General features: G+C 71.9%; 20 protein-coding genes. 13 read left to right on the top strand and 7 right to left on the bottom strand.

What is annotated here, in order from left to right; genetic code table 11:
* The first annotated feature begins 96 nt into the window (after positions 1-96).
* Together NLX94_RS12515 and NLX94_RS12510 are read left to right on the top strand one after the other, a co-directional pair.
* Positions 97-1062 (top strand): hypothetical protein, encoded by a 966-nt coding sequence (locus NLX94_RS12515; RefSeq protein ID WP_254382742.1) that lies wholly within the window; start codon positions 97-99, stop codon positions 1060-1062.
* Between the two features lie 163 nt (positions 1063-1225).
* The gene (locus NLX94_RS12510; RefSeq protein ID WP_254382741.1) at positions 1226-1996 is read left to right on the top strand and encodes a glycerophosphodiester phosphodiesterase family protein; all 771 of its coding nucleotides are present in this window, start codon (positions 1226-1228) and stop codon (positions 1994-1996) included.
* Positions 1997-2080: 84 nt separating this feature from the next.
* On the opposite strand, the gene NLX94_RS12505 is transcribed toward NLX94_RS12510, so the two are convergent.
* Positions 2081-3622 (bottom strand): ricin-type beta-trefoil lectin domain protein, encoded by a 1542-nt coding sequence (locus NLX94_RS12505; protein WP_254382740.1) that lies wholly within the window; start codon positions 3620-3622, stop codon positions 2081-2083.
* Positions 3623-3729: 107 nt separating this feature from the next.
* On the opposite strand from NLX94_RS12505, the gene NLX94_RS12500 reads away from it, so the two are divergent.
* The 3 genes from NLX94_RS12500 (at position 3730) to NLX94_RS12490 (ending at position 8482) form a co-directional block, all read left to right on the top strand.
* Positions 3730-5121 (top strand): aspartate ammonia-lyase, encoded by a 1392-nt coding sequence (locus NLX94_RS12500; protein ID WP_254382739.1) that lies wholly within the window; start codon positions 3730-3732, stop codon positions 5119-5121.
* A gap of 179 nt (positions 5122-5300) precedes the next feature.
* Positions 5301-6011 (top strand): DUF402 domain-containing protein, encoded by a 711-nt coding sequence (locus NLX94_RS12495; RefSeq protein ID WP_254382914.1) that lies wholly within the window; start codon positions 5301-5303, stop codon positions 6009-6011.
* A gap of 230 nt (positions 6012-6241) precedes the next feature.
* Positions 6242-8482, top strand: a complete 2241-nt coding sequence (locus NLX94_RS12490) for an ATP-binding SpoIIE family protein phosphatase (protein WP_254382738.1) — start codon at positions 6242-6244, stop codon at positions 8480-8482.
* 24 nt (positions 8483-8506) lie between these two features.
* Here NLX94_RS12490 and NLX94_RS12485 read toward each other — a convergent pair whose 3' ends face one another.
* Positions 8507-10750 (bottom strand): transglycosylase domain-containing protein, encoded by a 2244-nt coding sequence (locus NLX94_RS12485; protein ID WP_254382737.1) that lies wholly within the window; start codon positions 10748-10750, stop codon positions 8507-8509.
* A 279-nt stretch (positions 10751-11029) separates the two neighbouring features.
* Here NLX94_RS12485 and NLX94_RS12480 point away from each other — a divergent pair, with 279 nt between their 5' ends.
* From NLX94_RS12480 to NLX94_RS12470, 3 genes are all read left to right on the top strand, one after another.
* Positions 11030-11941 carry an SPFH domain-containing protein gene (locus tag NLX94_RS12480; RefSeq protein ID WP_254382736.1) on the top strand — a complete coding sequence of 304 codons (912 nt, stop codon included), beginning with the start codon at positions 11030-11032 and terminating at the stop codon, positions 11939-11941.
* Entirely contained in the window at positions 11938-12210 is a 273-nt protein-coding gene (locus NLX94_RS12475; RefSeq protein ID WP_254382735.1) for a hypothetical protein, read from the top strand. The genes NLX94_RS12480 and NLX94_RS12475 overlap by 4 nt, the downstream gene beginning before the upstream one ends.
* A gap of 104 nt (positions 12211-12314) precedes the next feature.
* Positions 12315-13022 carry a peptidylprolyl isomerase gene (locus tag NLX94_RS12470; RefSeq protein ID WP_254382734.1) on the top strand — a complete coding sequence of 236 codons (708 nt, stop codon included), beginning with the start codon at positions 12315-12317 and terminating at the stop codon, positions 13020-13022.
* A gap of 81 nt (positions 13023-13103) precedes the next feature.
* On the opposite strand, the gene NLX94_RS12465 is transcribed toward NLX94_RS12470, so the two are convergent.
* Positions 13104-14612: a DUF2079 domain-containing protein gene (locus tag NLX94_RS12465; protein WP_254382733.1), complete on the bottom strand. Its 1509-nt coding sequence runs from the start codon at positions 14610-14612 to the stop codon at positions 13104-13106.
* 183 nt (positions 14613-14795) lie between these two features.
* Here NLX94_RS12465 and NLX94_RS12460 point away from each other — a divergent pair, with 183 nt between their 5' ends.
* Genes NLX94_RS12460 through NLX94_RS12450 form a run of 3 tightly spaced genes read left to right on the top strand, consistent with a single transcriptional unit; the run spans position 14796 to position 18408 of the window.
* Positions 14796-15320 (top strand): PadR family transcriptional regulator, encoded by a 525-nt coding sequence (locus NLX94_RS12460; protein ID WP_254382732.1) that lies wholly within the window; start codon positions 14796-14798, stop codon positions 15318-15320.
* Positions 15317-16003: an ABC transporter ATP-binding protein gene (locus NLX94_RS12455; protein WP_254382731.1), complete on the top strand. Its 687-nt coding sequence runs from the start codon at positions 15317-15319 to the stop codon at positions 16001-16003. The genes NLX94_RS12460 and NLX94_RS12455 overlap by 4 nt, the downstream gene beginning before the upstream one ends.
* On the top strand, positions 16000-18408 hold the full coding sequence (locus NLX94_RS12450) for an ABC transporter permease (protein WP_254382730.1): 2409 nt from the start codon (positions 16000-16002) through the stop codon (positions 18406-18408). Before NLX94_RS12455 ends, NLX94_RS12450 begins: the two co-directional genes overlap by 4 nt.
* A 52-nt stretch (positions 18409-18460) precedes the next feature.
* Here the strand turns inward: NLX94_RS12450 and NLX94_RS12445 are convergent, their stop codons facing one another.
* Complete coding sequence (locus NLX94_RS12445; protein ID WP_308402426.1) at positions 18461-19402, bottom strand: hydrogen peroxide-inducible genes activator; 942 nt, start codon at positions 19400-19402, stop codon at positions 18461-18463.
* A 125-nt stretch (positions 19403-19527) separates the two neighbouring features.
* On the opposite strand from NLX94_RS12445, the gene NLX94_RS12440 reads away from it, so the two are divergent.
* Entirely contained in the window at positions 19528-20082 is a 555-nt protein-coding gene (locus NLX94_RS12440; protein ID WP_254382728.1) for a peroxiredoxin, read from the top strand.
* A 3-nt stretch (positions 20083-20085) separates the two neighbouring features.
* A complete protein-coding gene (locus NLX94_RS12435) occupies positions 20086-20625 on the top strand; it encodes an alkyl hydroperoxide reductase (protein WP_254382727.1) in 540 nt (179 codons plus the stop codon).
* 69 nt (positions 20626-20694) lie between these two features.
* Here NLX94_RS12435 and NLX94_RS12430 read toward each other — a convergent pair whose 3' ends face one another.
* The 3 genes from NLX94_RS12430 to NLX94_RS12420 are packed head-to-tail and all read right to left on the bottom strand — an operon-like array spanning position 20695 to position 23557.
* Positions 20695-21381 carry a hypothetical protein gene (locus NLX94_RS12430; RefSeq protein WP_254382726.1) on the bottom strand — a complete coding sequence of 229 codons (687 nt, stop codon included), beginning with the start codon at positions 21379-21381 and terminating at the stop codon, positions 20695-20697.
* 27 nt (positions 21382-21408) lie between these two features.
* Positions 21409-22170: a hypothetical protein gene (locus tag NLX94_RS12425; RefSeq protein WP_254382725.1), complete on the bottom strand. Its 762-nt coding sequence runs from the start codon at positions 22168-22170 to the stop codon at positions 21409-21411.
* On the bottom strand, positions 22154-23557 hold the full coding sequence (locus NLX94_RS12420; RefSeq protein WP_254382724.1) for an AI-2E family transporter: 1404 nt from the start codon (positions 23555-23557) through the stop codon (positions 22154-22156). The genes NLX94_RS12425 and NLX94_RS12420 overlap by 17 nt, the downstream gene beginning before the upstream one ends.
* Positions 23558-23604 lie beyond the last annotated feature (47 nt).

The raw sequence follows: 23604 nt of genomic DNA, 5'->3' as shown, positions 1-23604 counted from the left end.
CGGCCGGTGTGACGGTTCGTCAACTCACTCACCTGCATGCGAGTTGACGACTCAACCCTTGACGCGCCCCAGGGATCGCGGCCAGGGTGGCTCCCCGTGATCACGACTCGTTCCGCTCCCCGGCTGGCCGCGGCCCTCCTCGCGGTCGTCACCGTCGCCGCCTGCAGCTCGGGTGGCGAGAAGGCCGGGGGAAGTCACCGGGCGACGCAGCCCGCGGGGGAGCAGAGTGCGGTCCCCGAGGCCGGCAAGGCCGAGGAGAAGGACGTCACGATCGGGCTGGTCCTGCCGATCGACGCCTACGACGTGTCCGCCGACCAGATCGTACGGACCGGGCAGGCCCTCAACCTGCTGAACAAGCAGTGCCTTTCCCGCTTCGGCCTGCAGCAGGAGCAACTGCCCGCCTCGACGGTCGTCGAGGGCTCCCCGCACACCCGCCGCTACGGCACCCCCGCCTCTCTCGACATCGCCCAGAAGTACGGCTTCCACATGCCCCAGGGCGACCCTCGCGCCTTCACCAGCGACCAGATGGTGCGCCAGCCGGCGGCTGTCGTGGAGGTGTTGCGCGGCATGAAGGACGGCAGCGGCGAGCCCGTGACCACGTACAACGGGATGAAGGTGCCCGAGGGCGGCTGCGCCAAGGAGTCCCAGCGCACGCTCGCGAGCGGCGCCGACACCCGCGCCGGACACGCCGAGACCGCCGCGGCGATCAAGACGCGCTCCTTCGAGACCGCCAAGAGGGATCCGCGGGTGACCGCGGCCGAGAAGCAGTGGGCCGGCTGCATGGCCGCCAAGGGCTACAGCGCCTACAAGAGTCCGTTCGACGCGATCGGCGACCCGAAGTGGAGCGCCCCGAAGGCCACGCCGGAGGAGATCGAAACGGCGGTGGCCTCCTGGACCTGCGGCAAGGAGGCCAACATCGTCGGCACCTGGGTGACGGTGGAGACCGCCTACCAGCAGACCCAGATCACGCAGAACGCCGAGAAGCTCAAGCAGGAGCAGAAGACCCTGGAAGCCGAAGCCAAACGCCTCGACGACATCATCACGGCGGCGGGGACGCAGTAACACCCGCCCCGCCGGGGCCGCCCCACCCTTCGTCGCGGCTGCACGTCTCCGGGGCTCCGGCATGGCGTCACCCTGCCCTGCCCGGGACGGCCACCGCATCCGGTTAACGTCGGGGACACGACCCCGCACCAGCGCGTTCACTCCGGTTTGCAAGGATTTCCGTATGGCAGCGACGACCGACCTCCCCCCTGCCCGCCGCACGCGGGTCATCGCCCATCGCGGGGCTTCCCACGAGCATCCCGAGCACACCCTCGAGGCGTACCGGCAGGCCATCGCCGACGGGGCCGACGGGCTCGAGTGCGATGTGCGGCTCACCGCCGACCAGCGGCTGGTGTGCGTGCACGACCGGCGGGTCGAGCGGACCTCCGACGGGCGCGGGGTCGTCTCCGCGATGACGTACGAGGAGCTGCGCGCCCTCGACTTCGGCGCGTGGAAGGGGGCCGGGCACGCCGGGGCCCGGGTGCTGCTGTTCGAGGACCTGCTCAAGGAGGCGCTGGCCGCGCCCCACCCCGTCGGGCTGGCCGTGGAGACCAAGCACCCCACCCGCGCGGGCGGCCGGCTGGAGGCCGAGCTCGTGCGGCTGCTCGGGGAGTACGGGCTCGCCGACGGGGCGAGCGGCCGCGTCGAGGTGATGAGCTTCTCCCGGGCCGCGCTGACCCGGATGCACCGGCTCGCGCCGGGTCTGCCCGCCGTGTACCTGATCGAGCACAGGGTGCGGCCGGTACGGCCGCCGTACGCGACCCACGCGGGTCCGGGCATCGAGCTCGTGCGGCGGGACCCGGGTCTGGTGGGGCGGCTGAAGGCGAAGGGGCTCCAGGTGCGCGTGTGGACCGTGGACGAGCCCGAGGACGTGGAGCTCTGCGTACGCCTGGGCGTGGACACGATCATCACCAACAAGCCCCGCGACGTGCGCAAGCTGCTGCTGGACATGTGAGATGTGAACACCCGGCCGGGGTGCGCCGGCCGGGCGTGGGGGGTCGGGGTCAGGACCGACGGGGGTACTGGCCTGACGGGGGTGCTACGCGAAGCGCTGGTTCGCGGAGCCGTTGCAGGGCTGGAGGCGCAGCGGCTCGTGCGCCGCGGCCACGGTCAGGCACTGGCCGGGGGCTGCGGCGGGCCGGAAGGTGGCTCCGTCGCGGACGAACTGCTGGTTGGCGCCGCCGTGGCAGTTCCAGATGATGAGCCCGGTGCCGTTGGCGTAGTTGGCGCCGGGCGCGTCCAGGCAGCGGTCGTGGGTGAGTTCGATGTGGAGGGACTTCTTCGCGGAGTCGTACCACCAGCCCTGGTTGCGGCCGCCGTGGCAGTCCCAGCCGAGGACCTTGGTGTTGTTGGCGCTGGCGCCGCCGTTGGAGTCGACGCAGTTGCCCGTCGCCTCGTTCTTCAGCGGCTCGTAGAGGTCGTCCCAGGCCCCGGCCTGCAGGACGGGGGTGCCGGTGCTCGCCGGGTCGGCGCAGGAGGCCTCGCGCAGGCCGGAGGCGTAGAGCTGGGTGAGACAGGACGCGAAGGCGCCGTGGCCGCGGTAGTTGGGGTGGAAGGACTGCCGGGCGGTGTTCTCGTCCCACGGGAAGTGGTCCCCGAGGTCGAGGTAGAGGCCGCGGGCCCAGGTGTCCTCCATGCAGACCTCGTGGCCGTGGAAGAGTCGCGAGTTGTCGAGGTAGGTCGCGCCCGCGGCGAGGGCGGCCGCGCGCATGCCCTTCTCGAAGGTGGGCACCGCGTAGTTGCGGCCCCAGGTGGCGTCGGAGTCGTAGCCGGCGCAGCCTCCGGGGAGCTTGCCGGGGAAGTTGGGGTTGTCGTTGAAGTCGGGTCCGATGGGGCTGGGGTAGCCCATCACGACCAGCTTGTAGTCGGAGTCGGCGTAGCCCGCGTCGCGCATGACCGTCTTGAGGTCGCCGATCGTCGCCTCGACCTTGGGCTTCAGCCCGTCGACGCGTGCCTGCCAGCCCGGTCCGTACTTCGGCTCGCAGGTGCCCTGGCTGAGGACCCAGCGGGTGACGCAGTCGGTCATGACCGGGCCGAACTGCAGGTCGTCGTTGGCCCCGGCGACCAGCAGCACCATCTTGATCTTCGTGTTGCGGGCCTTGATGGCCAGGTTGTCGCTCTGCACCAGCTCGTCGGCGTACTGCTTGCTGCCGCCGATCCTGATGTTGCCCGTGTAGCCTCCGGAACACGACACGTTGAAGGTGTAGTCGGCCGCGATGCCGGTGCGGTGGATCGCCGCGTCGGGCGAGCGGTGGCACTGATTGGACGGGGTGTTGGTCGCGGGGTCGTAGTTGCCGACGCCCTCGCCCGAGATCTCGCTGTCGCCGAGCGAGATGAGCCCCGTCTTGCGGTCCGCGAGCGGGCGGATCGCGGAGTCGCCGTAGATCTTGACGGCCTCGGCGGCCCGGACGGCCTCCAGTTCGGGCGTGAGCGGGGTGACCGCGGCGGCGGCCCCCGAGGCGTTGGCCGCTTGGGCCGTGGGGGTGATGGCGGTGACGCCCCCCAGGGCGGCCAGGGCCGCCGCGACGGCGGCGACGGTAGATCTGAGCCTGGTCCTTGATTGCGTACGGGCACGTGCCATGAACGCCTCCCCGATCTCGGTGTTACCCACGGTATTTACTGGCCGGTAGGCGAGTTGGGAACAGTCCGAACAAGACAATTGCTCAACTTTTTGAGGAGGCACCACAGATGACGAACGAACAGTTCCGGATCGAGCACGACTCCATGGGGGACGTGCGCGTCCCCGCCCACGCCAAATGGCGAGCTCAGACCCAGCGCGCCGTCGAGAACTTCCCCATTTCCGGGCAGCGCCTGGAGCGGGCCCACATCGAGGCACTGGCCCGCATCAAGGCCGCGGCCGCCACCGTCAACGCCCGGCTCGGCGTGATCGAGGCGGACACCGCCGGGGCCATCGTCGCGGCCGCCGCCGAGGTGGCCGACGGCCGCTGGGACGAGCACTTCCCCGTGGACGTGTTCCAGACGGGTTCCGGCACCTCGTCCAACATGAACGCCAACGAGGTGATCGCCACCCTCGCCACCGAGCGGCTCGGCCGCGCCGTCCACCCCAACGACCACGTCAACGCCTCGCAGAGCTCCAACGACGTCTTCCCCTCCTCCATCCACATCGCCGCCACCGCCGCCGTCACCGGCGAGCTCATCCCCGCCCTGGAGCACCTGGCCGGCGCGATGGAGCGCAAGGCCGCGGAGTTCGCCCAGGTGGTCAAGGCCGGCCGGACGCACCTGATGGACGCCACCCCGGTCACCCTGGGCCAGGAGTTCGGCGGGTACGCGGTCCAGCTCCGCTACGGCGTCGAGCGGCTGCGCGCGGCGCTGCCCCGGCTGGCCGAACTGCCGCTGGGCGGGACCGCCGTGGGCACCGGGATCAACACCCCGCCCGGGTTCTCCGCGGCCGTGATCGCCGAGGTGGCCGCCGCGACGGGGCTGCCGCTGACCGAGGCCCGGGACCACTTCGAGGCCCAGGGGGCCCGGGACGCCCTCGTCGAGACGTCCGGAATGCTCCGTACGGTCGCCGTCTCGCTGACCAAGATCTGCAACGACCTCCGCTGGATGGCATCGGGGCCGCGCACCGGATTGGCCGAAATCAATCTCCCGGATCTTCAGCCGGGGTCCTCGATCATGCCCGGAAAGGTCAATCCGGTGGTCCCGGAGGCCGCCCTGATGGTCGCCGCCCAGGTGATGGGGAACGACGCCGCGGTCGCCGTGGCGGGCGCAGCGGGCAACTTCGAGCTCAACGTGATGCTCCCCGTGATGGCCCGCAACCTCCTGGAGTCCATCCGGCTGCTGGGCAACGTGAGCCGCCTGCTGGCCGACCGCACCGTGGACGGAATCACCGCCAACACGGCCCGGGCCAGGGAGTACGCCGAGTCCTCGCCCTCCGTGGTGACCCCGCTGAACCGGTACATCGGCTACGAGGAGGCTGCCAAGGTCGCCAAGAAGTCCCTCGCGGAGCGCAAGACGATCCGGGAGGTCGTCCTGGAGTCGGGGTACGTGGACCGCGGCGACCTCACCCTGGAGCAGCTCGACGAAGCACTGGACGTGCTGCGGATGACCCGCCCCTGAGCGGACCCCGATCCGGGGCGGCCGCCCCGCCCCGGGGTCCGGATCCGGTCGTTTCCCTCCCTCGGACACCTCGGTGACCTGCAGCGCAGCGGTCCCCCGGACCCCCGCCCTAAGATCTGCCCATGACAGGTACCGGAGGCCGCGGGGGCGGCAGCGCGCGGAGCTCGGCACGGGGCTCGATGCAGAGCTCGGCCCAGGGCTCGGCCGGGCGTGCGGAGCGGGGCGCCGCACAGGGCGTCCGCTGGGCGCCCGGGGAGCAGATCCTCTGGCGCTACCGCGATCACGCGCCCGACGCGAAGGGCGCCGTCCACATCTGCCGGCCCGTGACCGTGGTGGCCGACACCGACGAGCTGCTCGCGGTGTGGATGGCCCCCGGGACCGAGTGCGTCAAGCCGGTGCTCGCCGACGGGACCCCGGTCCACGAGGAGCCGCTCGCCACCCGGTACACCGCGCCGCGGACCACCGTACGGTCGCGCTGGTTCGGCGGGGGCGTGCTGAAGCTGGCCCGGCCCGGGGAACCCTGGTCGGTGTGGCTGTTCTGGGGACCGGGCTGGCGGCTCAAGAACTGGTACGTGAACCTGGAGGAGCCGCTGTCCCGGTGGACCGGCGGGGTGGACTCCGTGGACCACTTCCTCGACATCGCCGTCTACCCGGACCGCAGCTGGAAGTGGCTGGACGAGGACGAGTTCGCCCAGGCCCAGCGGTCGGGTCTGATGGACCCGGAACAGGCCCGCCGCGTGCGCGCGGCCGGCCTCGCGGCGGTGGACGTGATCGGGGCCTGGGGTCCGCCATTCTCCGAAGGCTGGCAGGATTGGCGGCCGGACCCCGCATGGGGCGTACCGGCACTGCCGGAGGACTGGGACCGCACTCCGGCGCATATGACCTCATGAGACCCTTGATGCGCCCCCGGGGGGCGATCGTAGGATCGTCCTCCGCCGGGGCGTCGGCGGTCAAATGTCGCCAGCAGCACAGCATTTGACCTAGGCCGACGCGATATCGAGAGGTAACGAGCGGGACGCGGAAACGCGGGGCGATGGTGTCCCCGCCGCTGAGCGGGTATACCGCGACTGACCGAGTTGAGTGCAGCGCACATCGAGCGCAAACGGACGGAATGCCACGCGTGACGGAGTACCCCACCTCTCAGGAGGGCCCCCAGCCGGTTGCCTCCGGCGGTCGGACCGACGAGTCCGGCCACGGCACGGAGGAACTGGGCCACGGCAAGGCCACGCTCCCGGCGGCCGAGGCCGTGCGCACGCATGCGCAGCCCCAGGCGGCGGACCTGCCCCGCCCCCGCGCCACCGCGGAGGCGCCGTCCGCCTCCGAGGGGGCCGGGGAGCCCGGCGACCCCGCGGCCCTGCCCGGCCAGGGCGCCGCCCGGGTCCGGGCCGGCCGTGACGCGGCCGCGGCCGCGGAGGCGGGCAGTGCGCGCACCCGCGACGGCGAAGCCGCCCGCGAGGCCGCGGGACGGTCCGGCACGCTGGCCACCTCCGGCGCCTCCGGTGCGTCCGGACGGCCGGGCGCGTCCGTGCAGCCCGGCGGTACGGCCCAGGCCGGCGGCACGGGCGGCCCCGGCGGCATCGGGGCCGACTCGACCATCGCGCGGCGCGAGGGCGACCGGCTGCGGTTCGTCGGAGCCGCCACCCGGCGGATCGCGCGCGGCATCGACCTCGACGAGATCGTGCTCGGCCTGTGCCGGGCCACCGTGCCCACGTTCTCCGACGCCATCCTCGTCTACCTGCGCGATCCCCTGCCCGTCGGCGACGAGCGGCCCGTCGGACCGGTCGTTTTAAGGCTCCGCCGAACCGACCGGCTCCGGCCGATCGACGAGTTCACCGGAGCCGGAGCCGGAGCCGCCGGCGCGGCGACCACCGCCGACGGCGAGCTCGACTTCAGCCAGCTCGCCCTGGTCGGCCCGCAGGGTGACCTGCCCGCGGCCGAGCTGTGCGAGATCCGCCCCGGCGGGGCCCTCGCCGAGGTGCTGCGCGGCGTACGGCCGGTCTTCGGGTCCTCCGCCGCCGCCCGCGCCGCCCTGCCGGAGCTGCTGGGCGCCGACCACCCGGTCCCGCGCGGCCAGCGGGCCATCCTCGCGCCGCTGCGGGGCCGCCGCCGCGTCATCGGCGCGGCGGTGTTCCTGCGCACCCCGGAGCGGCCCGCCTTCGAGACGAACGACCTGCTGGTCGCCGCGCAGCTGGCCACCCACACCGCGCTGGGCATCGACAAGGCCGTGCTCTACGGCCGCGAGGCCTACATCGCCGACGAGCTCCAGCGCACGATGCTGCCCGACAGCCTCCCCCAGCCCACCGGGGTCCGGCTCGCCAGCCGCTACCTGCCCGCCGCCGAAACGGCCCGGGTCGGCGGGGACTGGTACGACGCCATACCCCTGCCCGGCAGCCGGGTCGCGCTCGTCGTCGGCGACGTCATGGGCCACTCCATGACCTCCGCCGCGATCATGGGACAGCTCCGCACGACGGCCCAGACGCTGGCGCAGCTCGACCTGCCGCCCGCGGAGGTCCTGCACCACCTGGACGAGCAGGCGCAGCGGCTCGGCTCCGACCGCATGGCCACCTGTCTCTACGCCGTCTACGATCCGGTCTCGCACCGGATCACCATCGCCAATGCCGGGCATCCGCCGCCGGTCCTGCTGCACCTGGGCGGCCGCGCCGAGGTGCTGCGCGTACCCCCCGGCGCCCCCATCGGCGTCGGCGGCGTGGACTTCGAGGCCGTGGAGCTGGACGCCCCGGCCGGGGCCACCCTCGTGCTGTACACCGACGGGCTCGTCGAATCGCGGCTGCGCGACGTCTGGACCGGCATCGAGCAGCTCCGCGAGCGGCTCGCCACCACCGCGCAGCTGACGGGCCTGGACCACCCGCCGCCGCTGGAGGCCCTGTGCGACGACATCCTGGACATGCTCGGCCCCGGTGACCGGGACGACGACATCGCGCTGCTCGCGGCCCGGTTCGACGGGATCGCGCCCAGCGACGTGGCGTACTGGTTCCTGGACCCGGAGGAGACCGCCCCGGGGCGGGCCCGCCGGTTCGCCCGCCGCGCGCTGGCGCGCTGGGGGCTGGAGGAGCTGGAGGACTCGCTGGAGCTGCTGGTCAGCGAGGTCGTGACGAACGCCGTGCGGTACGCCGAGCGGCCCGTGACCCTGCGCCTGCTGCGGACGGACGTACTGCGCTGCGAGGTCGGCGACGACTCCCCGCAGCTGCCGCGCCAGCGCCGGGCCCGGGACGACGACGAGGGCGGCCGCGGCCTGTTCCTGGTCAACCGGATGGCACGCCGCTGGGGTGCCACCCGGCTGAGCAGCGGCAAGGTCGTCTGGTTCGAGCTCGCTCTGCCGGGTTCGCCGGACCGGCGCTGACCGGACCGGCGCTGACCGGACCTCCTACGGTTCGGGCTCCCGGTCCGGCGGCGAGGGCTTCCCCGAGCTGGACTTCGTCGGGGTGGGCGTCGAGCTGGGCGTCGAACTCGGGGTCGAGCTCGGCGTCGAGCTGGGCGTCCGGCTCGGCGTCCGGCTGGGCGTCCGGCTCGGGGTGCCGCTCGGCGACTGCGAGCTCTCGGACTGGCTCGGCGAGGTCGACGCGGAGCTGCTGGGGCTCGACGACTGGACCTTGCCCATGTCGGCCTCGTCGAGGTCGAAGGAGGCCGTGTCGACGCCCTTGAGGGCGGCGAGGGTGTACTCCTTCCAGATCGACGCCGGGAAGCTGGAGCCGCCCGCGCGGCCGCCGCCGGCGGTGCCGGTCAGGCTGGTCTGGGTGTGGGTGCCGGGCTCGTCACCGAACATCGCGACGACGGTGACCAGTTCCGGGGTGAACCCGGTGAACCAGGCGGCCACGTTCTTCTCGGCCGTTCCGGTCTTGCCCGCGGCCTCGTAGGCCGAGCTCTTCACGGCCTCACCGGAGCCGTCCTCGACGACGCCGGTGAGCACCTTGGTGACGGTGTCGGCGGTCCTGCGGCTGATGGCGGTGTCGCCGACGGCGCGGACCGGCTTGTACTCGCGGTCCGCGTGCTTGGCGGACTTGATGATGCTCGGCGTGACCTTCTTGCCGTGGTTGTCGAAGGTGGCGTAGACCCCGGCCATCTCGACCGTGTCGGCGCTCATGGTGCCGAGCGACATGGCCGGCCTGTCCTCGGGCCAGCCCTCGCGGTCCTGCATGCCGAGCTGCAGGGCGGTCTTCTTCGCGTTCCGCGGACCGACGTCCACGATCATCTGGGCGTACACGGAGTTCACCGAGGAGTTGGTGGCGGACTGCACCGTCATCATCGGGTTGCCGTAGTTCCTGTCGTCCTGGTTCTGCGGGGCGAACGGGGTGTCGCTGCCCACCACGGGCCGCTTGCTCGTGCCGTCGTAGAGGGTGCTGGGCGTGATCGGCTTCCCGTCCTGCGTGCTCGCCTTCTGCTCCAGGGCCGCGGCGAGCACGACCGGCTTGAAGGTCGAGCCCGGCTGGAAGTCCTTGCGCAGGGCGTTGCTGGCCCACTGCTCGCTCTGCCCGGTGCCGCCGTACATCGCGACGATCGCGCCGGTCTTCGGGTCCACGGAGGTGGCGCCCGCCTGCACGGCGGCGTCGACGGGGCGGCCCTTGCGGTCGAGCTTGGACTCCAGCTCGTCCTGGACGGCCTGCTCCAGCGCCGCCTGCTTCTTCGGGTCGATGGAGAGGGTGATCTCCCAGCCGCCGGCCTTCAGCTGGCCGTCGGTCATGCCGGTCTGGCGCTTGAGCTCCTCGTCGGCGGCCTGGATCAGGTAGCCCTTCTGGCCCTCCGCACCGGTGGGCGCCTTGGGCTTGATCGGCTCCTGGAACTTCATTTCCTTGCGCTTGGCCGGGTCCAGCTTGCCCATCTCGACCATGTTGTCGAGCACGCCGTTGAAGCGGATCATGACGAGCTCTTTGCCGTTCGGCCCGGCGGTCGCCCAGTCGTACTGGCTGGGGGCCTGGAGGACCGCGGCGAGGTACGCGCCCTGCTCCAGGGTCAGCTTGTCGGCGTCGACCCCGTAGTAGGCCTGGGCCGCGGCCTGGATGCCGTAGGCGTTGCGGCCGTAGAAGTTGGTGTTCAGGTAGCCCGCAAGGATCTGGGGCTTCTCCATCTCCTGGTCGACCTTGAGGGAGATGATCAACTCCTTCAGCTTGCGGGTCGCCGTCTGGTCCTGCGTCAGGTAGAAGTTCTTGACGTACTGCTGGGTGATCGTCGAACCGCCGGCCTTGCCCTTGCCGGTGACGGTGTTGAACACGCCTCGGGCGATGCCCTTGAGGTCGACGCCCCGGTCACTGTAGAAAGACTTGTTCTCGATGGCGATGAAGGCCGTCTGCACGTCCGCCGGGATCTTGTCGATCGACACGATCTGGCGGTTCATGGAGCCGACGCGGGCCATGACCGTGCCGTCGGAGAGCTTGTAGACGTTGCTCTGCTTCAGCGCATCGTCGTTGGGGTTCGGCGGTTCCACGTAGAAGTAGAGGCCGACCAGGGCCGCCATGCCGAGCAGCACCGCGCCGAAGAAGGTGCCGAGCACCTTCCTCCAGGTGAAGAAGCGGCGTATGCCGGTCGGTTTGCCGCCCTTGCCCTTGACGCGCCCGCGCGGCGCTCGTCGCGCACCGCGCTGCTGCTGCGCCCTACGCGCTTCTGCTCGCCCCATCGCTCCCGCTCCGCTCGATTACCCCCCGACGTCAGCTCAGAAAGCTAACACCGCAGGCTGTGACAAAAACCGGCCAACGGATGCTGATACCGGGCAATTCGGACGTGACAATGAGCACCCATCCCACCGGAACCGACGCAAGCGGGGCCCCGGAGGTTGCCGCTCCGCATCCCCTCCCCTCCCGCTCCCCTCTCTCGCTCCCCTCCCGCCCTGGTCAAAAAAGTGATATCACTTTGCTAAGCGGCCCGACCGGCCGCCACCGACGAAACGGGGCAGACGATGACGAACACCACGGGCGGTACCGAGAGCGGCGTACGGGAGTTCCCCGCGCGGAGCGTGGGCGGCGGGCTCGCGCTGCTGCTCGGCCTGGCGGGAATTGCCGCGGGGGCGGGCCTGATCGTGATCGCCTCGGTGTCCGCGAGCGGCGGGGCCCTGGTGGGCCTGATCCTGGCGGGCGCCCTCCTGGCCCTCGTCGCCGTCATCACGATGACCGGGCTGAACATGGTCGCGCCGGGCGAGGCCCGCGTGGTCCAGCTGTTCGGCCGTTACCGCGGCACCGTCCGCACCGACGGACTGCGCTGGGTCAACCCGCTGGCCACCCGCCACCCCCTGTCCACCCGGGTCCGCAACCACGAGACCGCCGTCATGAAGGTCAACGACGCCTACGGCAACCCGATCGAGCTGGCCGCCGTCGTGGTGTGGCGGGTCGAGGACACCGCGCGGGCCGTCTTCGAGGTCGACGACTTCACCGAGTTCGTCGAGACCCAGACCGAGGCGGCCGTCCGCCACATCGCGATCGAGTACCCCTACGACGCCCACGAGGACGGCGGCCTGTCGCTGCGCGGCAACGCCGAGGAGATCACCGAGAAGCTCGCCGTCGAACTGTCCGCCCGCGTCGAGGCGGCCGGCGTCCAGATCATCGAGTCCCGCTTCACCCACCTCGCGTACGCCCCTGAGATCGCCTCCGCGATGCTCCAGCGCCAGCAGGCGGGGGCGGTCGTCGCGGCCCGCAAGCTGATCGTCGAGGGCGCGGTCGGTATGGTCGAGCTCGCCCTGACCCGCCTCGCGGAGCAGGACGTCGTGGACCTCGACCCGGAACGGAAGGCGGCGATGGTGTCCAACCTGATGGTGGTCCTGTGCGGCGACCGGGCGGCCCAGCCGGTAGTCAACACGGGCACCCTCTACCAGTGACCCCCGACCAAGGCGCCGCACCGGAGGGCGCGGCCGAGGGGGCCGCGGCGGCCCCCAGGGCCGGGCGCCAGGCCCGCAAGCAGGTGCTGCTGCGGCTGGACCCGCAGGTGCACGACGCACTCGCGCGGTGGGCCGGGGCGGAGTTGCGCAGCACCAACGCGCAGATCGAGTTCCTGCTCCGCCGCGCCCTGTCCGAGGCCGGCCGCCTCCCCGGCGGCGCGGGCCCGATCCCACCCCGGGGCCGCCCCCGCAACGCACCGGATTCCTGAGGGCATTCCGCCCGAATTGCACGGCGTGTGCCGCCCGCCCGCATCCGTACGACTGGATACGCTCACCGCGTCATATACGGCCGCTCACCGAATTCGAGGCTCGTATGAATCTGACCAGTGGGACGAAATCCGGCGGACGGCGGGCGGCCCGGAAAGCGGGCGTCGCGGTGGCGGCGGTCGCCGTGTGTTCCGGACTCACGTGGACGGCGCTCTCCCTCACCGGTGGCGTCACGGATTCCAAGCCGCCCGTCACCTGCACCTACGCGGCTTCCGACGGCGGCAGCAAGGCCTCCGTCCCGGGCTTCGACGCCGTGGCGGCGGCCCGGCCGTACACGGTGAGGATCGACACCGAGGAGGGCCCCGTCACCATCGAGGCCCTCACGAAGGACGCGCCGTGCACCACCAACTCGTTCTCCTTCCTCGCCGGAAAGAAATACTTCGACGGAAGTAAGTGCCACCGGGTCACCACTGGAGGGATTTTCGTATTGGAATGCGGCGACCCCGCCGGAGAGGGTAATTCCGACCCCGGGTACTGGTTCAAGGACGAAAACCTGGCCGGAGCCTCCTACCCCGCGGGCACCGTCGCCATGTCCAAGGCCGTGCCGGGAAGGAACGGCAGCCAGTTCTTCATCAGTTACGCCGATCCCACTCTCCGCATGCCGCCCAGCTGGACCCCCTTCGGGAAGGTCGTCGGCGGGCTGGACACGGTGGCGAAGATCGCCGCCAAGGGGACGGCGGACGGATCGACCGACGGAAAGCCCAAGGAGCCCGTCGTCATCAAGTCGATCACGGTGCAGCGCCCGGCCGCGTGACGGCGGGCGACTGAGCCTCGCGAACAGCCGTGTGGGGCGCCGGCCGAGCCGGCGCCCCACACGCGTGTCCGGTGCAGGCGGCTATCCCGTGCGGCTCAGCAGGACGAAGCCGTCCCTGTCGTCCACCGTGTGGTACCCCCGGGCCCGGGCCTCGTCCAGGGAGATCTGCTCCTGGAAGACCGACATCGGCCACCGCAGATGCGGCTGTACCTGGGTGTCGACCATGATCCACTCGGGATGGGGGCGGCTGTCCCCCCATCCGTAGAGGCTGACGCTGGTGCGGTCGGCGAGGTGCGGCACGAGGTAGTGCGACGCCTGGACCGTGGCGTCGTCCGGGATCTCGTCCATCACGCTGTGGGCCACCGCGATGCGGGGGTCCTTCACCCAGGTCTCCGGCTGCGTCAGCTGCCAGAGCGGATAGTGCGGCAGCAGGAGCAGGGTGACCGCCGCGGAGCCCGCCAGGTAGCGGTACAGGCTGCGGCCGCTCGCCCCGCGCCGCTGCAGGGCGTCGACGAAGGCCACGAAGACGACCGGCATGACCAGCAGCGAGTAGTGGTAGCCGGTGCCCCAGTGGGGCGGGTAGTTCGAGGCGAGGCGCCACAGTACGGACGGCAGCGCGATCAGCACCAGGGGCGAACGCGCGGCCAGGAAGAGGGTGGGGGCCAGGATGAGGACGAGGGTGGTGACCTTCTCCTGCGGGGTGATCAGACCGAGCGTCAGCTGGTGGAGGAGTTCCAGTACGCCGCCCTGCGTTTCCCCCACCAGCGCGCCGCCCGAGCCGCCCGCGCCGCCACCGGGGTTGTGGGAGACGAGGTAGCCGTCGAAGCCGCCCGGATGGAAGGAGGCCAGCACCAGCAGGGCCAGCCCGGTCCCGGCCACACCGGCCGCTGCCGTGAGGAGCCCCAGCCGGCGCCCGCCGCGGCCGCCCCGCCAGGCGATGACCAGGCCGATCGCGGCCACCGTGAGACCGAGGTCCTCCTTCACCAGCAGGAGCGGCAGCGCCCAGTACGCGGCGGCGCGCAGCCGGCCCGCGCCGAGGGCCGTCAGGGAGAGGGTGAGCAGCGGAAGGGCGAAGGCCCACTCGTGGAAGTCGGAGGAAACCCCGCTCGCGATGCCCCACGAGAGCCCGTAGCAGGTGCCGATGACCGCGGCGGCCGCGGAGCCCAGCGTCCGACGGGCCCAGAAGGCCAGCGGCAGCACGCTCCCGGCGACCAGCGCGGCCTGCGCCACGAGCAGCACCTTCACCGACGGCCACAGCCAGTACAGCGGCGCCAGCAGGGCCAGGATCGGGGAGAAGTGGTCTCCCAGGACCGGGAAGTCGGGCCCCTTGACCTCGGATACGGGCAGGTGCCCCGACGCATAGGAACGCACGACCTGGACGAAGATCCCCAGGTCGAAGCTGCGGGAGAGCAGGCGTTCGTGGATCCGCAGGGACAGGGCCATGTAGGCGAAGAACAGCGCCCCCGCCATGGCCCAGATCCACCAGTCGGCTCGGGCCCGGCCTTCCGGGGACGGCGTCGGCGCCGCCCGCTCCTCGGTGCCCGTCTGCTGCGGTGGGAGTGCGGCGGTATTGGTGGTGGGTGCTCGCATGAACCTTCAAGATGCCAGCAAGGTCCCGGCCGACCCCGGAGCCGCCTCCCCCGCGGGCGGATTCCCTTCGAATGGCGGACCCCGTCGGTCGAATGGCCGATCCTGCCCGTCGAATGGCCAGTCCTGCCGGCTATGCACTCCACGTATACATCGAGCGTATACACCGCGTGTATAGTCGTCGGCATGTCCATCAGTCACGCACTCCTCGGCCTCCTGGAGGCCGGCCCCCGGCACGGCTACGACCTCAAGCGGACCTTCGACGAGAGATTCGGCCACGACCGGCCCCTCGCCTACGGGCAGGTCTACTCGACGATGTCCCGGCTGCTGAAGAACGGCCTGGTCGAGGTCGACGGCGTGGAGAGCGGCGGCGGCCCCGAGCGCAAGCGGTACGCGATCACCGACGCCGGGATCACCGACGTCGAGGGCTGGCTCGCCCAGCCCGAGAAGCCCGAGCCGTACCTGCAGTCGACCCTCTACACGAAGGTCGTGCTCGCCCTCCTCACCGGCCGCAGCGCCCAGGAGCTCCTGGACACCCAGCGCGCCGAGCACCTGCGCCTGATGCGCATCCTCACCCAACGCAAGCGCAAGGGCGACCTCGCCGACCAGCTCGTCTGCGACCACGCCCTGTTCCACCTCGAAGCGGACCTGCGGTGGCTCGAACTCACCGCCGCCCGCCTCGACCAGCTCGCCCAGGAGATACGCCGATGACCCCGGCCGGCACGCTGCTCAGCGCCACTGACCTCCGTAAGACCTACGGCACCACCCACGCCCTCGACGGAGCCGAGTTCTCCATCCACGCGGGCGAGGTCGTCGCGATCATGGGCCCCTCCGGGTCCGGCAAGTCGACCCTGCTGCACTGCCTCGCCGGAATCGTCACCCCCGACTCCGGAACCATCACCTACGCCGGACGCGAGCTCTCCGCCATGAACGACGCCGAGCGCAGCGCCCTGCGCCGCGGCGAGTTCGGCTTCGTCTTCCAGTTCGGCCAGCTCGTCCCCGAGCTCACCTGCGTCGAGAACGTCGCCCTGCCGCTCCGCCTCACCGGCGTGAAGCGCAAGCAGGCCGAACGGACCGCCCTGGAATGGATGGAGCGGCTCCAGGTCGACGACCTCGGCCGCAAGCGCCCCGGCGAGGTCTCCGGCGGCCAGGGCCAGCGCGTGGCCGTCGCCCGCTCCCTCGTCACCAACCCCCGGCTGATCTTCGCCGACGAGCCCACCGGCGCCCTCGACTCCCTCAACGGCGAGCTGGTCATGCAGCTGCTCACCGAGGCCGCCCGGTCCACGAACGCCGCCGTCGTCCTCGTCACGCACGAGACCCGCGTGGCCGCGTACTCCGACCGGGAGATCGTCGTACGCGACGGCAAGTCCCGCGACATGGAGCGCGCGGTATGAGTCACGGCACCACCCACCGCCGGGCCGGCGGCCACGGCGGACCCGCGGAGCAGAGCGCGCTCCGCGTCTGGCTCCGCGACCTCGGACTCGGCGTCCGCTTCGCCTTCGGCGGCGGCCGCCAGGGCTGGACCCGTACCCTCCTCACCGGCCTCGGCGTCGGCCTCGGCGTCGCCCTGCTGCTCGTCACCAGCGCGGTCCCCAGCGCCCTGGCCGCCCGCGACGCGCGCGGCGCCGCCCGCCAGACCTTCACCTCGCCCACCGCCGAGGAGCCCGGCCGCGACACGCTGCTGATCACCGATGTGAACCAGACGTACCGCGCCTACGGGATCGACGGGCGGCTGGTGCAGCCCGAGGGGCCGGACGCCCCGCTGCCCCCGGGCGTGAAGAAGTTCCCCGGCGCCGGCGAACTGGTCGTCTCCCCCGCGCTCGACCGGCTGATGAAGACGGACGAGGGCAAGCTGCTGCGCGACCGCCTCGACGGGAAGATCGTCGGGACCATCGGCGACGCGGGCCTGGTGGGCCCCGGCGACCTCTACTTCTACGCGGGCAGCGACCGCCTCCCCGCGCTCCAGAAGGAGGCCCCGAACTACGTCCAGCGGGTCACCGCCTTCGAGAACAGCCAGGAGAAGGAGGGCCTCGACCCGGTCCTCACCCTCCTCGTCGTCCTCACCTTCGTGGCCCTGCTCATGCCGGTCGCCGTGTTCATCGGCGCCGCCGTCCGCTTCGGCGGCGACCGCCGCGACCGCCGGCTCGCCGCCCTGCGCCTGGTCGGCGCCGACGGCCGGATGGTCCGCCGGATCGCCGCCGGCGAGGCCGCCGCCGGATCGCTGATCGGCCTGGCCCTGGGCACCGGCTTCTTCCTGGCGGCCCGCCAGGCGGCCCCGGCCATGGACCTCTACCAGCGCAGCGTCTTCCCCTCCGACCTCAACCCGACGCCCTGGCTGGCCGTGCTCATCGCGATCGCCGTGCCCGCCGCGGCCGTCGCCGTGACCCTGTTCGCCCTGCGCGGCGTGGTCATCGAGCCGCTCGGCGTGGTCCGTACGACGACTCCGGCCAAGCGCCGGATCTGGTGGCGGCTGCTGCTCCCGCTGGCCGGACTCGGCCTGCTGGCCCCGCTGATGGGCAAGGGCAACGACAGCGGACAGTTCAACCAGTGGCAGGTCTCGGGCGGCGTGGTGCTGCTCCTCGTCGGCATCACCGTCCTGCTCCCCTGGGTGCTGGAACGGGTCGTCGGCCGGATCGGCGGCGCGGGCCCGGTCTCCTGGCAGCTCGCCGCCCGCCGGCTCCAGCTCACCAGCGGCAGTTCCGCCCGGCTGGTCAACGGGATCGCCGTCGCGGTCGCCGGAGCCATCGCCCTGCAGATGCTCTTCGCCTCCACCGAGGACTCGTACACCAAGGACACCGGTCACGACCCGACCCGGGCCTCGATCTCCGTCATGCAGCGCTCCCGCGGCGGCGGCGAGGACGTCGCCCGGGTGCTGGCCGGGACCAAGGGCGTCACCCAGGCCGTCGCGGAGTCCTCGACCATGGCCGGGCGCAGCCCGGACATGAGCTACACGGACACGGCGATCCAGGTGACGACCGGCACCTGCGCCGCCCTCAAGGAGTTCGCGGAGCTGCCCTCCTGCAAGGACGGCGACGCCTTCGTCATCACCGGCGCCCCCGCACCCGGAGGCATGACCGGCGACACCGCCAAGCCCGGCGAGAAGCTGTTCGTGGGGAACATCTTCAAGGAGAACGCGGACGACGGCACCAAGCCGGTCGCCTGGACCGTGCCCGCCGACGCCCGGACCGTACAGCCCCGCAAGGGCCCGATGGGCGACACGCTGAGCGGACTGCTGGTCACCCCGGCGGCCGCCCCGAAGGGCATGGGCAACTTCCAGTCCTCCCGGGTGTACGTGAAGCTGGACCCGAACGTGCCCGACGCCGTGGAGCTGGCGCGCAACGCCGTCTTCAAGGCCGACCCGATGTCCGTCCCCATGACGGTCCAGGCCACCGAGGTCAACGACCGCTTCGCCTCCATCCGGACCGGCCTGTTCGTGGGCTCCGCCCTCGTGCTGATGCTGATCGGCGCCAGCCTGCTCGTCTCCCAGCTGGAGCAGCTGCGCGAGCGCAAGAAGCTGCTGTCGGCGCTGGTCGCCTTCGGCACCAAGCGCTCCACGCTCAGCCTCTCCGTGCTGTGGCAGACCGCCATCCCGATCGGCCTGGGCCTGGCCCTGGCCACGGTGGTCGGGCTCGCGCTCGGCCTGGTGCTGCTGCAGATGACGGGCTCCACGATCACGGTCAACGTGACCGCGGTCCTGGGGATGGTCGGCATCGGCGCGGGCGTGTCCGTTCTGGTCACCCTGCTCAGCCTGCCGCCGCTGATCCGCCTGATGCGCCCGGACGGCCTGCGCACGGAGTAACGGCCGCGCACGGATCGACCGCCTCGCGCACGCAGCCCCGTACGCCCGCTCCCTAGTCCGTCAGCCAGACGGGGAGCGGGCGTACGGCTTCGCGCAGGGCGTCGGCGACGGCGCGGAACTCCTCCGCGCGGGCGGTGCCCGTCCGCATGGCCAGCGCGATCCGCCGGGAGGGCGCCGGTTCGGCGAAGTACCCGGTGGCCAGGTGCTCGTTGCGGGCGGTCTCCAGTCGCAGCGCGGTGCGCGGCAGCAGCGTCACGCCGAGCCCGCCGGCGACCAGCTGGACGAGCGTGGACAGTCCGGCGGCCGTGGTGGTGACGTCCGCCCCGGCGCCGCGTCCCGCGTCGTGGCAGATGTCGAGGGCCTGGTCGCGCAGGCAGTGCCCCTCGTCGAGCAGCAGCATCCGCAGTCCGCGCAGTTCCTCGCGCCGGATGTCCCGGCGGCCGGCGAGAGCGTGCTCGCGCGGCGCGAGCAGGACGAAGTCCTCGTCGAAGAGCGGCAGTTCGGTGACTCCGGGGACCCCGAGCGGTACGGCGAGCAGCAGCAGGTCGAGCCGCCCGCCGGCCAGCCCCTCCAGCAGCGAGGCCGTCTGCTCCTCGTGCACCTGCAGGTCGAGCCGGGGGTAGCGGCGGTGGAATAGCCCGAGCACGGTCGGCAGCAGGTACGGGGCCACGGTGGGGATCACCCCGAACCGCAGCACCCCGGTGAAGGGGGCCCGTACCGCCTCGGCCTCCTCCAGCAGCCCGCCCATCGCGTCGAGCACGGCCCGTGCGCGGGCCGCGATCCGCTCCCCGGCGGGGGTGAGCAGCACCTTGCGCGTGGTCCGCTCCAGCAGCCGCACCCCGAGCGCCTCCTCCAGCGCGGACACGGCGCCGGAGAGCGCGGGCTGGCTCATCCCGATCGCGGCGGCCGCGTCGCGGAAGTGCAGCTGCTCGGCCACGGCGGCGAAGGCCCGCAGCTGGGCCAGCGTCGCCTGCTTCGTTCCTCTGATAGGTATCTCCGATCACTCACTACCAGGTTAGCTATTTCTGCAATCAATGCCGCCGTGTCAGCATGTGAGATACGTCCAACCTCACCGGAAAGCCCCCAAAAGGGTCACTTTCCATTCCGCAAGGAGAGCGCGTGCTCACTGTCGGCGACCAGTTCCCCACCTACGACCTGACCGCTTGCGTCTCGCTCGACGCCGGGGCCGAGTTCGCCCAGATCGACCACAAGACCTACGAGGGCAAGTGGAAGATCATCTTCTCCTGGCCGCTCGACTTCACCTTCGTGTGCCCGACGGAGATCGCCGCCTTCGGCAAGCTGAACGAGGAGTTCGCCGACCGCGACGCCCAGATCCTCGGCTTCTCGCTCGACTCCGAGTACGTGCACCACGCCTGGCGCAAGGACCACGCCGACCTGCGCGACCTGCCCTTCCCGATGATGTCCGACATCAAGCGCGAGCTCTGCTCCGACCTCGGCATCCTCGGCTCGGACGGTCTCCCGATGCGCGCCGTCTTCATCGTGGACCCGAACAACGAGATCCAGTTCTCCATGGTGACCGCCGGTTCCGTCGGCCGGAACCCCAAGGAGGTCCTGCGGGTCCTCGACGCCCTGCAGACCGACGAGCTGTGCCCCTGCAACTGGAACAAGGGCGACAGCACCATCGACGCCGGCGCCCTGCTGGCCGGTGAGTGACGGATGTCCCTCGACTCCCTCAAGTCCGCCGTACCGGACTTCGCCAAGGACCTGAAGCTGAACCTCGGCTCGGTCATCGGCAATCAGGACACCCTGACCCAGCAGCAGCTGTGGGGCACCGTCCTGTCCTGCGCCATCGCCGCCCGGTCCCCGCGCGTCCTGCGCGAGCTGGAGCCGGAGGCGAAGGCGGCCCTGAGCCCGGAGGCGTACACCGCCGCCAAGGCCGCCGCCGCGATCATGGCGATGAACAACGTCTTCTACCGCACCCGCCACCTGCTCTCCGACCCGGAGTACGGCACCCTGCGCGCGGGCCTGCGGATGAACGTCATCGGCAACCCGGGCGTGGACAAGGTGGACTTCGAGCTGTGGTCGCTCGCCGTCTCCGCGGTCAACGGCTGCGGCCAGTGCCTGGACTCGCACGAGCAGGTCCTGCGCAAGGCCGGCGTGGACCGCGAGACGGTCCAGGAGGCCTTCAAGATCGCCTCGGTGATCCAGGCCGTCGCCGTCACCCTCGACGCCGAGGCCGCGCTCGCCGGCGAGTGACACCCCGCCCTACGTGCCCAGGTGCCCCGCGACTCCGGTCGCGGGGCCCCTGCGTGTGTGCGGCAGCGGTTACCGCTTCAGCTTGGCCATCAGCGCCCGCATGTCCTCGACCATCGCGGCTTCCATCGCGCCCCCGTCGACGCCGCCGCCGGGGTCGCCGTTCAGGTGGAACCACTGCACGCTGAGGGTGAAGACCGCCCCTCCGTCGAGCACCATCAGCCGCGCTCCGGTGCGCCCGTAGTACGGGTCGAGCACCGCCCGCTCGCCGAGGCCCACCACCGCGTAGCGCTCGTCGGTGTCGAGCCTGGTGTCCGGGTCCGTCCCGGGGCCGGTGGCGAACTCCCGCCCGGGGTCGGTCTTCTTGTGCAGCTCGACCAGCACCTGGGCCCCGTACATCGGGGCCCCCTCCACGTACAGCATGGAGGTCGTGCAGTACGCCCAGTCCTGCTCGGGTGAGGTGCCCGCACTGCTCTGGCGCCCGTCGAACTCCCGGCCGGCAGCCTGGCCGACCGTCTTGACCTCGAACTCCTTGCAGACGTCGGCGGAGTGCCGGTAGTCGAGGCGCGGCGTGTCCCGGAAACGGTCCTGCACCGCCAGGGTGCCCGCCCACACCGCCGAGGCCGCCACCACCCCGCCCAGCGCCCACAGCCACGGCGGACGTGCGCGCCGTACGCGCTCGGGCGCGGGCTCGCCCGGAAGGACCTCCGCCCCGCTCGCCGTGCCCCAGCTCCCGTCTATCTCGGGCTCGCCGATCATCCCCGTGTCCCCCCGCCGTTCCCCCGGCTACGTGTGCAGCGCCTTCATCAGGGCGTGCATGTCCTCGATCATCGCAGCCTGGACCGCGTCGGCATCGGGCTTCGGTGGATCTTGCGGCGCGGCCTCGCCGCTGACCGGTTCGCCCTCGCCGCCCGACCACACCGACACGTCCATGGTGAACACCGCGCCGCCGTCGAGCACGGTCAGCCGCCACCCGCTCCCGTACTCCGTCTCGGAGATCAGCGCCTGCTCCCCCAGCCCCGGCACCGAGCGGAAGTCCGGTCTGCCGAGGTCGCCCCAGCCCCCTCCGCCGGGATCCGCGCCGAACTCCGCCGCGGGGTCCACGCGCTTGTGCAGCTCCATCGAGACCTGGGCCTGGTACGCGAGCCAGCGCGTGGGCACCTCCGCGTCGATCGGCGGTGTGCTCAGCATGCACATCGCCCGGTCCACGCCCGGGTGTTCCCAGAGCCTCGGGGTCTGGTCCCAGGCGATGCGCTCGGCCAGCCGGCCCACCGCGGGCAGCTTCGCCTGGTCGCACAGGCTCAGGGGCAGCGCGTACCGCAGCGGCGGGCGGTGGTCCTGCGGGGTCGCGGCCCACCAGGCGCCCGCCCACAGGGCGGAGGCGAGCAGGGCCCCGCCGAGCGCCCAGCGCCAGGGGCGGCGGCCGGGCCGCGCGGACCCTCCGTAGCCCTCGTGCCCCTGCGGCCCCCCGGCCCCCTCGGCCCCCTCAAGGGCCTCCGGCCCCGGAAGGCCGGACGAACCGCCGTCGAACTCAGGCTCCGTTATCACCCGTACGTGTCTCCTCCGCCTCGAATTCCGTCTGACCCAGGGCCGTCGCACCGTGCGGCCCGGGGCCGACCGGGGAGAGCCCGTGGTGGAGCTGTTCGCGCGAGTAGGCCCGCAGGTAGCCGACCACCGTGTTGGTGACGGCGACCAGCGGGACGGCGACCACCGCTCCGCCGATGCCGGCGACCAGGCCGCCGGCCGCCACCGAGAGCACCACCGCGAGCGGGTGCACCCGTACCGCCCGGCCCAGGATGAAGGGCTGGAGCACGTGGCCCTCGATCTGCTGGACGGCCAGGACCACCAGCAGCACCATCGTCGCGGTGAACGGCCCCTGCGTCACCAGGGCCACGACCACGGCGAGGACGCCGGAGATCACGGCGCCGACGAGCGGGATGAAGGCGAACAGGAAGATGAAGACGGCGAGCGGCACGGCCATCGTGACGTCGAGGAAGTAGAGGCCGAGGCCGATGAACACGGCGTCGATGAGGGCCACGAGGACCGTGCCGCGCACGTAGGCGGTCAGGGTCCGCCAGGCGCGCGGACCGGCGCCGGCCACGCCGGGGCGGGCGGCCGCGGGGAGCAGGGCCGTGGTCCAGGTCCAGATGCGCTTGCCGTCGTAGAGCAGGAAGAGCGTGGAGAACATCGCGAGCAGCATGCCCGTCAGCACTTCGACGAGGACGGTGACGCCCTGCAGGCCGGCGGAGGTGATCTGCTCGGTGTTGGTGCCGATGGTCTCGCTGAGGTTCTTGGCGATCTCGTTGATCTGCTTCTCGGTCACGTGGAACGGACTGTCCAGCGCGGCGAGTTTGAGGTCGTTGATGCCTTCGCGCAGCCGGGCGGAGAGATCGTCGAGGTTGTCCATGACCTGCCAGACCACGAACCAGCCGACCAGCCCGATGACCACGAACCCGAGGATCGCGGTGACGGCCGTGGCCAGCCCGCGGGGCATGCCGAGCCGGCGCAGCCGGACCACGAAGGGCTGGAGCAGTGCGGTGACCAGGAGGGCGGCGGCGAAGGCGAGGACGACCAGCCGGACTTCGCTGATCACCTTCATCAGGACCCAGAGCATCCCGGCGAGCAGCAGCAGCCGCCAGCTCGCCTCGGCGGCGACGCGCATGCCCCACGGGATGACGGACACGGGGTCGGGGCGCCGGGGCGCGGTGTAGTCGAAGTGTTCCCGGCCCGGCTCCACGGAGTGCGGGGCGGCGGGGGCCGGGGCGGGCTGGGCCGGGTGTGCCGGGGCCCGGTGCGCCGGGGCCGGGTAGGACCGGGCCGGAGCGGGAGCGGCGTCGGAGGTCTCGGCCTCGACCTCGGCGCGCCGCTCCGCGAGCCGGGCCTCCACGTCGCTCAGCCTCTTGCCGAGCCGGCCGAGCCAGCCTGTCTTCGCCATCTCGTTCCCTTCCCCCCGCCCTGGACCGCGCGCCGGGGCACGCCTCG

Origin of the sequence: Streptomyces sp. TBY4 (assembly GCF_024213195.1) — a bacterium.
Classification (GTDB): domain Bacteria; phylum Actinomycetota; class Actinomycetes; order Streptomycetales; family Streptomycetaceae; genus Streptomyces.
This window is presented reverse-complemented; position numbering and strand designations above follow the sequence as displayed.